The organism is Listeria farberi (genome assembly GCF_014229295.1).
In the GTDB taxonomy this organism is placed as follows: domain Bacteria; phylum Bacillota; class Bacilli; order Lactobacillales; family Listeriaceae; genus Listeria; species Listeria farberi.
Window position 1 is genome coordinate 15,914 of record NZ_JAARZL010000004.1, and the last position, 13,502, is coordinate 29,415.

Sequence of the window (13,502 nt, forward strand, 5' to 3'; positions counted from 1 at the left end):
AGAACATGAGCGATGGATCAGTAGTAATTGAGATTAGTTTAGACGATAAAAAAGCAGATAAACAACTTGATGCGTTTGAAAAAGATTTAGCGAAAGCAGGCACAAATGCAGGGGCGGCATTAGATAAAGCATACAGAGAAGCAGTATCTAATATTGCTAGTCAATCGAAACGATTAAAAGACACGTTTGTAAATGCGTTTAAAAGCATGGGAAGTGCTGGCTCAAATGCTTTAAAAGCTAGTTTAAACTTTATGCGTGAGTTGCCTTCAAATGTACAAGCCGCACTATCTAAACTTGCATCAACAGTAAAAACTGGGTTCGTAAACGCTGCTAAAGCATCTATTACAGCGATAAAGGAACTTGGAACAAGTATCAAAAACACAGCGGTTAATATTAAAAACGGCTTCTTTTCAATTGCTAAGACAGTACAAAGTAGTATTGTGTCAGCTGTTAAAGTATCAATTAATGTCATTAAATCCATCCCTGGTGCAATCAAAAGCGCTGGCATCAGTATTAAATCAGCATTAAAAGCAGGATTTAGTGCTGTGAAAACCGGAGCGAAAGCGGCTGGACAAGCTGGTATTTCAGCATTAAAAGGCCTAGGAAACATTGCGAAAAGCACTGGTTCTTTAATTAAAAGTGGATTAGCAAGCGGATTTAACACAGCTAAAGCGGCGGCAAAAGGTGCAGGCGCTGGAATGCGTGAAGCACTTAAAAATTCAGTCGAAAAACCAGCGGAACAAGCTCGCTTTAGTATTCTCAGATTAGCGGCAGCATTCGGATTAATTGCAGCAACTAAAAATGTTGTGGGTAGCGCTATTGGTCGTGTTGATACGATTGATACAGCGACTAAATCACTAACAGTCCTTACTGGCTCTGCAAAAGATGCGCAACTTGTTATAACGGACTTAACCGCTGCTATTGATGGCACGCCAATTGCGCTCGACGCTGTTGCATTAGGTGCTAAAAAAATGGTCGCGGCAGGCATGAAAGCAGCGAATGTAAAACCTGTTTTCACAGCTATTGCTGATGCGGCGTACGGGGTCGGTAACGGTTCAGAATCAATTGACCAGATGACAGATGCTATCTCAGCATTGCAAGCGTCTGGCGTTGCTTATGCAGACGATATTAACCGTTTAGTTGACGCTGGTGTTCCGGCTTGGCAAATTTTAGCAAACTCGACAGGTAAATCTGTTGGAGAAATGAAAAAATATGTTTCTGAAGGATCGCTGGAATCGACTAAAGCTATTGCAATGCTAACTAAAGGCATCGAAGAAGGAACAACTGGCATGGCTGGTAACACGGCTAAAATGGCAGGCCTAGCAAAAACAGCAGGTAACACTATCAGCGGTTCATTTGCGAACATGAAAACCGCAGCTGTTAAGAGTCTTGCGAATATCGCCGAAAACTTAAAAGGCCCGATTATCCAAGCACTAGATGTTGCTAAAAACGCATTTAAACAGTTTGCAGCAGTAACAGCAAGTCCGGAATTCCAGAAGAAACTTTCTGGTTTAATTCAAAAAATCAAAGAGTTTATACCAGTTTTAATCGAATGGGCGCCAGTTTTGGCAAAAGTAGCCGCTGGATTTATAGCATTCAATATTCTTAGTAGCGTGTATTCTAAAGTCGCTGGGTTGGTGATGGCGTTCAGAGGCTTAGCGAGCAGCGGGACATTACTTGGCGGAATTGTTAACACCATTAAAGGTTCGTTTTTAGGGCTTAAAACTGCGCTAGGTTCTGCTAGTGCGGCTTTTGGGATAATTATTGGGATTGTAGGAGCTGTAATAGCAGTTTTCTATGGAATGTATGCGGCTTTTAAAGAAAATACAGCAAACATAAAAGGTTTTTTATCCACAATGTTATCTGGTGTTAAAAACTCTTTCGGCAAGATAGTAGATGTATTTAAACAGCTTGCATCAGCTTTTAAACCTGTTAGCAGCGGCTTTAGCGAAATATTAAAATATGTAGGTGTAGCTGTTTGGGTATCGCTGGGAATAGTTTTAGCGACTGTAGTGGATGTTATTCAAGTGCTAGCAAGAGTAGTGCTGGTAGCAACAAAATACATGCAAGGTCTCTACTATACAATCAAAGCAACGTTCCAAGCTCTTAAAGGAGATATAAAAGGCGCGCTAAAAAGTGTAAAAGAATCTCAAAAAGCTTTTGATGAAGCCGGAAAAGCAGCAAAAGATGCATTTAATAAAGATAACTATGCATTAAGCGGAACTATTGACGCTTTCAAAGAAATGGGCGGAGAAGCTGAAACAACTGGCGTTAAAGCCGAAACTTCTAGCAAAAAGATAGCAAATAGCTTGAAAGTAGTTGAATCAACAGCTAAACAAACTGAAACAACTGTTTCGAAGTCGAATCAAGCGATAGATACGATGTTGAGCGGTGGAGTGGACCAATACGGCAATAAACTTAGCGAGAAAACTAAGTCATTCTTAAATTCTGCTAAAGAGTTATATAGTCAGTATCAAGAATCAGCTAAAAAATCTCAAGATGCTTATAGTGCTGCTATGGAAAAAGCTCAGGAACTTGAAGGAGATAAGCGTAAAAAAGCTATAGCAGATGCAAATAAGACTTTAGTAGACGAAACAACAAAGAATAATAGCACGTTACTAACTTTGCAAAGCGATTATTCAAATATGCTAAAAACAAATCGTTGGGCTGACGGGCAGGAGTTAACTGCTCAACAGAAGAAGTTTTTACAACAACAAACTACTGATATTCAAACAGAGTTAGCGAAACAAAATCAGTTGTATGTTGAAGCGAACTTATTGCGACTAGAACAAGGTAAAAGCTTAAATGAAAAGGAAAGAAATACGAGCTTAGAAGTTCAAAAGAGCTTATATGAAGATAAGAAAAAAGCTGTTGAAACTGGCGAGAAATCGCTTGCTGATTTGAAAAAGAAAAAAGCGGACGCTTCAACTGAAACCGAAAAAGCAAACTATCAAATTCAAATCGACGAGCAAACGAAGAAAAACAAGACACTGTCTACAAACTTAAAAAATTGGGCTATTGAAATGAACGCAATAATCGCAAATGGAGGCACTTTAAATGCTGAAACATTTGCGAGCGGATTATCTCAACTTGGAAATATTAGCGATGAACAGTTGTCTGCGTTATGGCAAAATTTTGTTTCTACAAGCACATCAATTGATAACACGTTAGCAGGATTAGCTGGCATAATGGGGCAGCGTGGCGGACAAGGAGTGCAAGCTTTTGTCACAGCGCTTCAAAGCGGCGATTATACTACAGCAGCTTTAAATATTAATAATGATGTTCTAAGTACTATTTCCTCACTCCCGAACGGCATGTTTTTGAACGGAGAAAGTGGGAAAAATCAATTTTTAACTGCTATCAAATCCGGTGACTATCAAGGTGCAGGAAAATATTTAGTTGATGGCGTAAAAATGGGCACTGACTCTATTGACTCGGAAATGAAAACAAAAGGTCAAACTGGCGGACAGAACTTTGCGGACGGTGTAAAAGGTAAAGAAGGCGCTGCTAAATCAGCTGGTTCAGCAGTTAAAAATAAAGCAAAAGAAGGCGCAACAGACCCGAACGCATTCAAAGCAGCTGGTTCGAAAGACAGTGCGGGCTTTAACAATGGAGTTATGGGAGGAAAAGGCGGCGCTTATTCAGCAGGGACTGGTATAGGTAACTCTGCTAAAAGTGGCGCGGCCTCTGTTGATTCTAGCGGAGTTGGTTCTGACTTCGCATCTGGATACGCCCAAGGTATAGCTAGCGGCGGTGTGATGGTTGCTGGTGCTGCATCTGCATTAGCAAATAAAGCACTAGCAGCAGTTCAGAAAAAACAAGACTCGCATTCACCTTCAAAAGAGTCGAAAAAATTAGGTGGAGATTTTGGTGCTGGTTATTCATTAGGTATCGCAAATAAAAACAAAGCAGTGACGAAAGCGGCGAATAATCTTGTAGCTAGTGCGCTAGGTACTGAATCGCAAATCAAGAAGCTGTCTAGTACGCTGAAAGACAAAATATCCTCAGCGATTGACGCGGGATTACATTCTAAGAATAAGAGTGCCGGGCAACTTAAACAAGCTAAGGCCCTGAATAGTATTGAAGGTTACATTGTTCAACAAACAAATAGATTAGCTGTAACAGCTAAGAAACGTGATAAAGTCGTCGCTCAATTAAAAGCCGCTAATACTAAAATGGCGGACTTGACGAAGCAGAGTAAAGAGTATGCAGCTTCAATTACTGAAAAAATGCAAAGCTATGGATCTATTAGCAATGTAGACCCAGAAAATCCGCAATCAATACAAGCAGAAATGCAGAAACGCTTAAAAGAAATTAAAGCATTTCAAGCAAATGTGGAAAAATTGCGTAAAAAAGGTGTTAGCAAAGACATTATAAACGACATTTTAGAAGCAGGAGTAGAAAATGGTTCATCGTATGCGCAAGCTCTTGCTAAGTCTGATGCTAAGACTATCAAAGCGATTAATAGCACGCAGAATCAAATCAATTCCGCGTCTAAAGCGATGGGAAACACAGCGGCTAATGCAATGTACAGCGCTGGTATAAACGCAGCGAAAGGTCTTATAAACGGACTAAACAGTCAGAAAAAACAACTAGAAAAAACAGCTAAGAGCATCGCTAATACAATCACTAATTCGGTGAAAAAGGCGCTTAGAATTCATTCGCCTTCACGCGTGGCCACCGAGCTTGGGAAATATTTTACTGGTGGTCTTGGAAATGGTGTTTTAGCTGGTGCTAAAGGTGCGGTGCAATCAACGAACAAAATGGTCGATAAAGTAGTAAACGCTGCTTCTAATATGACTGTTCCGACTATCACTTTGCCGAAGATTTCCGCAGAAAAAGCGTTGGGCCTAAAAAGCGTTGATTTAAACAGAACTATTACAGTTAAGACGATTATTGACAACAAGACAAAAGAGTCAAGCAACGCTGATTTAATCAAAGCCATTCAGCAATCTGGCGATAGACCTATTATTTTTAATGTCGATGGAAAAGATATTGCAGATAATACAAACAATCACTTAGGAAGTTCTACATCACTAGCATTTTACGGAAAGGGGCTATAATATGGCTACATCACTCGCATTGGTAATTGAAGATAAAACATATATGCTCAATGAATTATTTGATTTAGAGGTAGGGGAAGTGAGCAGAGAGCCGCCGCAAATAGTAAATAATTATATTGAATTTGCTGGTTCCGATGGTGCTAGAACAACTGACAGTAATTTCAGTATGTTTCCAATCTCTATATTGTGCCATTTCCGAACAGTCACTGCTGACTTATATCATGTTAAACTAGATGAATTAATGGAACTTATTTATCAGAGAAAAGAATACTTTTTAGTTCATTCTAAAACGCCTGGTAAAAAATATAGAGTACATCCGAGTGGCGTTGCCATCGACCGCAAAGCGCCGGGATACGCAGATTTGACACTTGAATTCGATGTGTTTCGAGGTTATTCAGAATCACTGAGTACTACGCTTAGTGATTCTGAAATTGATTGTGATAAATGGCAGTTTGGGCAAGGGCTAGCGATGAAGGATTATAGATATATTCACACAAAAAACAGATTTATTATATATAATGGCGGAAGTTTTGATATTGACCCACGCGAGCATCCTTTAACAATAACGATAAGAGGGCAAAATGAGGGAGAATTAACTATCTACAACAAAACAACGGGGGATAGATTTATATATCATCCAGCGCTAACATCAACGGACACATTAGTTATTGACGGAGCAACTCCGCGAATAAACGGAAGTCCTTGTGGACGACAAACGAATCACGGCTTAATAAGTTTAAAAAAAGGAGAAAATCTTATCGAGATTAGTAATACTAGTCATTTAGATACAAAATGGGATTTCTCCTTTTTGTATAAGTAGGTGATTACATGAATAGCGATATTATAGTTGCTGATTTTTGGAAGAATAACGAAGAAATATTAACAGATTTTGATAAAGAAAGTTTTTGTGAAACCTGGACAGAAAACGAAATGTGGAACATTGAATTTAAAGTTACACAGACAAATAAAAATGCCCATTGTTATTCATTTTTAGATTATGAAAGTTCTGTTTATTTTAGAGGTCAAGAATTTGTTGTAAAACAATTAAGTCATGAAGCAATTGGTCAGACGTTATCTAAAGATATTAAAGCTCCGCACATTTATTATACGTGTCAAGATGGACGGCAAGATGAGCAAATCACCGGTTCTTTTACTTTAACGCAGTGCCTAACTCATGTTTTTAAAACTGATAACAGAGGTTTTACATGGCAGATAATCGACCCTTCTAACCAGCTCGAAAAAGTTCAACAAGAAAACTTTGGGAATAATAACTACTTAACGCTTATAGATCAATTACTTGAAGACTATGGAGTGGTTGTTATTCCGGATAATAAGCATTTAGTTTTTAAACCGCGTGAAGATTATGGTACTAAGACAGAAAATTTCATTAGATATAAATACAACACAGACGAAGTAAGTTTTGATATTGACACGTTATCCCTTAAAACTAAAATAAAAGGTTACGGTAAAGTGGATAGTAATGGAAATAACTATTTTTCTCCTGTTACTTATACTAGTCCAGAAGTCGGTAAATGGGGTGTGCGATGGCAGGAACCTATTTCTGATGAACGATACACCGTTGCAGGTAACATGCAAAGGCGCCTTAAGCTCGAATTACAAGACTATCCAGCGACGACGGGAAGTGTGACATTAAAACAATACTACGATTGTGGAAAAGGAGATTACGTTCTATTTATTTATGAGCCTCTTGGCATTGATTATGATGTGCAGATAGTTGCATACAAAAAGTATCCATTCACAATAAAAGCGCCAGAAGTAACACTTTCAAATAATAAAAAGTCGATAGTATCAATAATGGCCCAATTAGCAAAAGCACTGAAAGGAGCGAAATAGATGTTAAATCTCGAAAGATGGGGAAATACCCTTTTTGATTCTAATAAGTACCAGCAGTTTAATGCTAATATGGAAAAATTAGAAAAAGATTCATTGGCAAAAGATGTAGATATAAATGCAACTAATAATAGAATCGATAATGTTGTTTTAGAAGCAGGCGGGAATAACATTACGGAAGTAGTTGATGCGAGAACTAGCAAAAATGGACAAATATACAGTACTTTAAACAGCAGATTAAATGGGGATTATTCAGCTATCGCAGGAGAATTAGCAGAATCAAACGCATTGTTACAGTCTGTGAGCGAACAAAATATAGAGTTAAGAAGCAAGCTGGATGAATTATACGGTAACTCAGCAGCTGATATTGAGTATTATGTTAGTTCTGTAAGCGGAAGTGATTTAACAGGTAACGGAGATATTGATAAGCCTTTTAAAACGATACAAAAAGCAGTAGATATGATCCCTAAAATAAAAATTGGCGGTGATATATATATCAACTGTGAGCCGGGGCAATACAACGAAGACGTATATGTTAGTTCGATTAGTGGAGCGGGACATTTTTATATCCGTCCAACAAATTTAGCTACAATCGATTCTAAAATTGCTCAAACAGGTTTTTTTGTAAAAAGTATCACTTTTTCAGGCATCATGTTTCAATGCGTTGTGCAAGGCGTTAATTCTATGAGCACATCTGTTAACAATAGTAAAGCTGTTATTAATTTTTTGCGTTGCTGGTATGGTTCAGTTTCTAACTGTAGATTTGATACGAATTTAAAAGCAACAAACGTAGTTGCTGTATTATATGATCAGTCGCGCGGCGGCTGCTATAATAATTACTTTGTAAATCAAAATATTATTATGTCTGCTGAATTTTTAAGTCAAGCTTATTTCTTTTCAACGAATGTTTGTGAAGCAACGTCAAACATTGGTCTTAAATCAACCTATGGAAGCATACTAAGCAAATCATCTTCAACGATAAATTTAAATTCCACTACAGCAGAACAAAAAATTTATGGGGGGCAGATTTTCTCATGAAAAATAAAATATTTAAATCTGCAATTCTTGATTTCTCTGTTAGTGCTCAAAATGCTAAAGCTAACGTTCCAGCGATAAAATTTAGTACACAAGATTCCGGAGGAACTGCCAGATTAATTTTTACAGCAAAAAAAGAAGTAAATAGTTTGCCTTTATCAAGTGCAGCAGAGGTAACGCTTGCGATGATAATGTCAGTTGGCAAAGAATATGAAAGTAAATATGTTGTTAATCCAGAAATAACTAACAGAACAAAAGGTGTTTTTGAGTATTCATTAACTGATGATCAGATAAGCCACGATGGACAAGTAAATGCAGAATTATACGTTAAATATCCAAATCAATCAATGCAAATTCATCGTTTTAGTTTCGTAATTGAAAAAGCAATGATTGATGATAACTTTTTTCCTGTTGCTACGTATTATGTGGAACGTTGGGATGATTACGAAAAGATATTTAATGACTCTGTAGCTAGATTATCAACTAAATTAGATGAATTAGATGAGAAAGCGGACAATTTACAAATACAATTTGATAGTATGAATTCTGAACAATTTGCACAAAAAACTGACTTAAATGCACATGTTAATAATGTTGATATACATGTTACAGCATCGGAGAAAACAAGCTGGTCTGCGAAAGAATCGGCGTCAGGAGCGCAGAGTAAAGCGGACAAAGCACTTGCTGATGCAAAAGTAGATGCGAGCACAAAGTTTAATGCCGCAACAATTGAGTCAAAAGCGTACACAGATGATATACACAAAGAAACTCTGGTATGGTCTGGTTCTTCTTATTTCTTAGAAACGCATTCGTTTTCGTGGGATATAGCAAAAGTAAAACATGGCGTATTACTAGAATTCTCACGTTACATTCCGGGCACAGGGGTGCAGGACTATGGTTATATCCAGTATTTTTTCTCAAAAGAATATCTAGTAAGAAATAATAATAAAGCAACTTGGATAAATATGCCTGGGGCAACAGATGCAGCTAAGAAAACAGTTAGACTAACACCAACAAGCGTCAGTGGAGATGCAACAAATGGTCAAGCACCAAGCACGAGTTACGCATTAAGAACAGTGGCAATCTTTTAGGCAGGAGGTAATTAACATGAAGTCATTTGTTACAGTTAACAAGGACGGCTATATTGATATGTGGAGTAATCAAAAAGTCGAAGGATTTATAGAAGTTGAAGCAGCAGAAAGTAACATGAATCTAATTAATGTGTGCAAAATTGAAAACGGTAAAGTTGTTTTAGATGAAAAACGACAGCAAGAAATTATTGCTAGTCAACGAGCAGAGAAAACAGAATTAGAAATGTTAAAACAAGAAAATGCAGATATGATGCTATATGTTGCAGAAATTGAACAGAAAACGCAGCAAGATAATGCAGATTTATTATTATCTCTAGCGGAAGCAGGTGTTTTGTAAATGATAAATTGGTATGAAAAAGTAAAAGACTATTTTTTAGGTGGCTACTATACTGAAGCAGATGTTAACAAGTTCGTTACTTTAAAAAAGATAACGAAATCGCAGGCGGATGAAATACTCGCTATGAAAGAAATAGAAGCCGAGTAAGGCTTATTTTTTATGTTGAAAACGGGGGGCTGATTGGGATGTATGAAGGTTTAACAAAAGTATTTGATTATGCTTTAGCAAAAGAAATGTTTTTCGCGGCGCTATTTATCGCACTGTTTATTATTTTGTTGATTATTACCAAAAGGATTTGGGATGACTCAAAAATAGTAAGAGTAGAAATGAAAGAAGAGCGCGACAAAATGGAAACAGAGCGCGAAAAGCGGGATAAAGAATCGAAAGAAGAACGAGATAAGTTTATTAGCACGATGAACGAACAACAGCGTTTAATGGACAAGCAAAATGACATGATGGGACAACAACAACAGTCAATTGACAGTCTGTCAAAATCGGTTGGTAAGTTAGCGCATAAAGTAGATTTACTAGAACACAAAATTACAAAATAAAGGATGGTAGAAATGGAATTCGGAAAAGAGCTACTTGTATATATGACCTTCTTAGTAGTTGTAACACCTGTTTTTGTACAGGCTATTAAGAAAACGGAGTTAATTCCTTCTAAATGGCTTCCAACTGTAAGTATTTTTATTGGAGCTATTTTGGGGGCGTTAGCAACATTTTTGGATGGTTCTGGATCGCTTGCAACGATGATTTGGGCAGGAGCATTGTCAGGAGCAGGGGGTACTGGTTTGTTCGAACAATTTACTAATAGAAGCAAAAAATATGGAGAGGATGAAGACAAATGAAATTTTGTAAAGGGCAAAAAGTAAAAGTAGTTGATACAGACAGCGTAAAGAATGATAAACAGCTAGATGAAACAGCTAAAAACATCATTGATAAAGGGGAGTATAGAGGAATAATTACCAAAACGATTCGTGAAGAAGGAGAGAAAGATTTATTCTTTGTCTCTTTTTATATTAATAATGATGAACGGGTAACGCAAGGATTTCGAGAAAATGAAATTGAAGGAGTTGAGTAACAAATGGCAACAGTCAATGGGATACCATTTAGACAAAATCTAGTATCAAGTTCAAAATATGGCATCAAAGCACCTAATTATATGAAGGCGGAAAAAATCACTGTACACAATACGTACAATGATGCTACATCACAAAATGAGACAGATTACTGTAAGAACAATAACAATGAAGTTAGTTTCCACGTTGCAGTTGATGATAAAGAAGCTATCCAAGTTGTGCCTTTTAATAGAAATGCATGGCATTGTGGTGACGGTGCAAACGGATATGGAAATCGAAATACCATCGGTGTAGAAATTTGTTACAGCAAATCTGGAGGTTCTAAATATACAAAATCAGAACAAAATACTATTAAATATGTCGCTGGGTTGTGTGTACAACAAAATATTATTGCTACAAAGGATACTATTAAAAAGCATCAAGATTGGAGCGGAAAATATTGTCCGCATCGCGTTTTAGCTGAAAAACGTTGGGCATCTCTACAACAAGCGATTATAGATGAGTACAATCGTATTACATCTAAAACAGCTACTAAAACTGGCAAACAATGGGTGTATGCTCATAACGCACTAAGCGCACGTGTATCGGCTGATTGGAATAGTAAAGTAGCTTTTACTGCTTATAAATTTCAGGCTCTACAAGTGAATTGGGACGTGGAGAAGAATGGCTTTTATGAAGTTATTTTAAATGGTAAAAAAGGATATATGAAAGAATCATACTTCACTACTGCAAAACCGTTCATAACAATGAAAACAAAAGATGTTACACACTTTCGTGTATCGCCCGACTGGAATAGCAAAGTTTCTTATACTTTGAAAAAAGGCGAGGAAATTAGCGTTTCAAAAGGTAAAGAGGCTAAAGGTTTTATTGACTGCTACTTCAGAGGTAAGAGAGGTTATATTAAAAAATCGTATTTGAAATAGAACGATTGCCCTCGCATTTTGCGGGGGTTTTTTATTCAATGATACTTTTTAGCAGAATATTTATTATATAATAAAGTACACACATGCTTAATTTTATATTGTTTTAATATTTATTTTAAGGTATATTTGTAATAATATAAACAAAGGGATGAGTGTTTTGGAAGAAAAAGAAGTTATATTACCTCCACATTTTAATAGAGATACAATGTACAGTGTACTAAAACAATGTATAAATGAGAGTTTAGTTCCAACATGTAAAAAAATAATTTTTAACTTGGAACACTTGAGGTTTATTGAACCATCAGGACTAACAATACTTAGTAACACAATTGAGTGGTTACAACTTAATAACTGTAATGTGTCTATTCAATTTAAGAGATATACGTCTAGTTCTCCAACTTCTGAAAATAAAAAGGTAATGCAATTTTTAAATGATATTGAATTTTTTTCTGAGTATATGGATGTTGAAATTTCAGAACCTTTGGGGAAAAGAAGGAATACGTGTCCGTTAGAATTAATTAACTATAAGGACTCTGTTAACTGGGTTAGAAATAGTTTTATCCCATGGATAGGCGGGATATTAAATGTCAATGTGGCAGACTTAGATTATCTACAAATTTCTCTTGAAGAAATTTTTAATAATATAGCTGATCATTCGACTGTTAGAACTGCTTGTATATCCGCACAATATTTCCCTAGAGCCGAAGAAATAAAAATATGTGTTTCAGATTTTGGTGTGGGCATACCTATGTCATTGCGAAAAAAATTTCCACAATTATCTGATTCAGAGTTATTGAAAAAGGCAACTGATTTCGGAGTTAGTTCAGAAAATCAGCCCCACAACAGAGGTGCGGGTATTGGAAACATTATTAAAGCAATCACCAATGACAATCTTGGTGTTGTACATTTGCATTCAAATAATGGTATAATTACAGCTAGCAACAATAATATGTCTTGTTCGCAAGAGGAATCGTTTTATCCAGGAACTTTCTATGAATTTAATATTGATGCAAAATTAGCTAGAAAAGTGAATAATCCGGAGGAGGAATTTGTATGGTAAAATTATATATAAACAATATAACTCAAAATGCATTTTCAAATGCCGATGGTGATGTGGTGAGAGCGGAAATTAAAAAAGCATTATCTGCTGGGACTAAAATTGAAGTGTCCTTTAATGGTTTTACAAGTGTCAATTCTTCATTTGTAAATTCGGCATTAATAAAATTACTAAACGATTATTCTTTTGATTTTATAAAGAGTAATTTAACTTTTATTGACACAACAAAACAAATCAACCATATGATTAATTCTAGGTTTAAGTTTGAAGTAGAAAAACTAAAGATGATGGTGTAAACTAACCCCCTAACCTCACCGTTAGGGCTTTTTTTATGCAAAAAACACCAGAATTGAATTCTGATGCTTTTCTTTTTTTGATTTACATTGCACGATGATGCGTAGTTAAAAGTTTGTTGATTAGGTACAAAAAACTTCTACTGAATAATATTTTAGATTAATCCATTTTCTTTTTTGTCAATATAATCATAGAAATTGAAAGGTAAATCGAAAATGTCTTCGTATTTTTCGCGTTCGCTTTGAGATACATATGCCTGTTTTCTAATAGCGTATTCCGCCTCTTTTTTATTCCATGCTTCTTGCTGTTCTTTTTCTTTTTTAAGATTCAATTCATGAATTGATTTAGATAATTGATTGTCTGTGTCAGAAACAATACAAGAAGCATATTTACTTGATTTTATCCCCTGCACCGTGTTTATTTGATTAGATGCGCTAGAACCGTAAAATTTAACTGTTAATGCAATATATTCGTTGCCATCTTCATCACATTCATATTCCGCGTAAATGTGATGATCTTGACACGCTTTTCCATCTTCTCTTTTAATTTCTAAAAATATAATAGCGTTTTCGATATTATCGAATGAATTATCAGCAACTATAATGAATTCACAATCCTTGCTGTATTTACTTTTTAAGTGCAAATTAAAGTCCCTTGCAATTTTTTCTACAACTGCATTGATATTTCGTTCTAGATATCTATCATTTTCAAATGCAAATTTATTCACTGTGATTCCTCCCGTTTCTTTACTATATACATATTATACTACGAA

General features: G+C 36.1%; 14 protein-coding genes. 13 read left to right on the plus strand and 1 reads right to left on the minus strand.

All coding sequences use genetic code 11. From position 1 onward, the window contains the following. The first annotated feature begins 5 nt into the window (after positions 1–5). The 13 genes from HCB38_RS11075 to HCB38_RS11135 all read left to right on the plus strand — a co-directional run bounded on the left by HCB38_RS11075 (position 6) and on the right by HCB38_RS11135 (position 12,732). On the plus strand, positions 6–5,063 hold the full coding sequence (locus HCB38_RS11075) for a tape measure protein (protein WP_185638547.1): 5,058 nt from the start codon (positions 6–8) through the stop codon (positions 5,061–5,063). Between the two features lies 1 nt (position 5,064). After that, positions 5,065–5,883, plus strand: coding sequence for a phage tail family protein (locus HCB38_RS11080; protein ID WP_185638549.1), 819 nt, complete (start codon positions 5,065–5,067; stop codon positions 5,881–5,883). Positions 5,884–5,891: 8 nt separating this feature from the next. Next, on the plus strand, positions 5,892–6,917 hold the full coding sequence (locus HCB38_RS11085) for a phage tail protein (protein ID WP_185638551.1): 1,026 nt from the start codon (positions 5,892–5,894) through the stop codon (positions 6,915–6,917). After that, the gene (locus tag HCB38_RS11090) at positions 6,918–7,952 is read left to right on the plus strand and encodes a hypothetical protein (RefSeq protein ID WP_185638553.1); all 1,035 of its coding nucleotides are present in this window, start codon (positions 6,918–6,920) and stop codon (positions 7,950–7,952) included. After that, complete coding sequence (locus HCB38_RS11095; protein ID WP_185638555.1) at positions 7,949–9,040, plus strand: phage baseplate upper protein; 1,092 nt, start codon at positions 7,949–7,951, stop codon at positions 9,038–9,040. The genes HCB38_RS11090 and HCB38_RS11095 overlap by 4 nt, the downstream gene beginning before the upstream one ends. A gap of 16 nt (positions 9,041–9,056) precedes the next feature. Continuing rightward, positions 9,057–9,377, plus strand: a complete 321-nt coding sequence (locus HCB38_RS11100) for a hypothetical protein (protein ID WP_185638557.1) — start codon at positions 9,057–9,059, stop codon at positions 9,375–9,377. Then, complete coding sequence (locus HCB38_RS11105; protein ID WP_185638559.1) at positions 9,378–9,524, plus strand: XkdX family protein; 147 nt, start codon at positions 9,378–9,380, stop codon at positions 9,522–9,524. It begins immediately after the preceding gene. A gap of 38 nt (positions 9,525–9,562) precedes the next feature. After that, a complete protein-coding gene (locus HCB38_RS11110; RefSeq protein WP_185638561.1) occupies positions 9,563–9,928 on the plus strand; it encodes a Gp23 family protein in 366 nt (121 codons plus the stop codon). 12 nt (positions 9,929–9,940) lie between these two features. Beyond that, positions 9,941–10,225, plus strand: coding sequence for a holin (locus tag HCB38_RS11115; RefSeq protein WP_185638563.1), 285 nt, complete (start codon positions 9,941–9,943; stop codon positions 10,223–10,225). Next, positions 10,222–10,458, plus strand: a complete 237-nt coding sequence (locus HCB38_RS11120; protein ID WP_185638565.1) for a hypothetical protein — start codon at positions 10,222–10,224, stop codon at positions 10,456–10,458. Before HCB38_RS11115 ends, HCB38_RS11120 begins: the two co-directional genes overlap by 4 nt. A 3-nt stretch (positions 10,459–10,461) precedes the next feature. Beyond that, positions 10,462–11,379, plus strand: a complete 918-nt coding sequence (locus tag HCB38_RS15160) for an N-acetylmuramoyl-L-alanine amidase (protein WP_312025809.1) — start codon at positions 10,462–10,464, stop codon at positions 11,377–11,379. A gap of 157 nt (positions 11,380–11,536) precedes the next feature. Next, positions 11,537–12,439 (plus strand): histidine kinase, encoded by a 903-nt coding sequence (locus tag HCB38_RS11130; RefSeq protein ID WP_185638567.1) that lies wholly within the window; start codon positions 11,537–11,539, stop codon positions 12,437–12,439. Continuing rightward, positions 12,433–12,732, plus strand: coding sequence for an STAS-like domain-containing protein (locus HCB38_RS11135; RefSeq protein WP_185638569.1), 300 nt, complete (start codon positions 12,433–12,435; stop codon positions 12,730–12,732). The genes HCB38_RS11130 and HCB38_RS11135 overlap by 7 nt, the downstream gene beginning before the upstream one ends. Positions 12,733–12,884: 152 nt before the next feature. Here the strand turns inward: HCB38_RS11135 and HCB38_RS11140 are convergent, their stop codons facing one another. Further along, positions 12,885–13,457 (minus strand): hypothetical protein, encoded by a 573-nt coding sequence (locus tag HCB38_RS11140; RefSeq protein WP_185638571.1) that lies wholly within the window; start codon positions 13,455–13,457, stop codon positions 12,885–12,887. Positions 13,458–13,502: the final 45 nt, after the last annotated feature.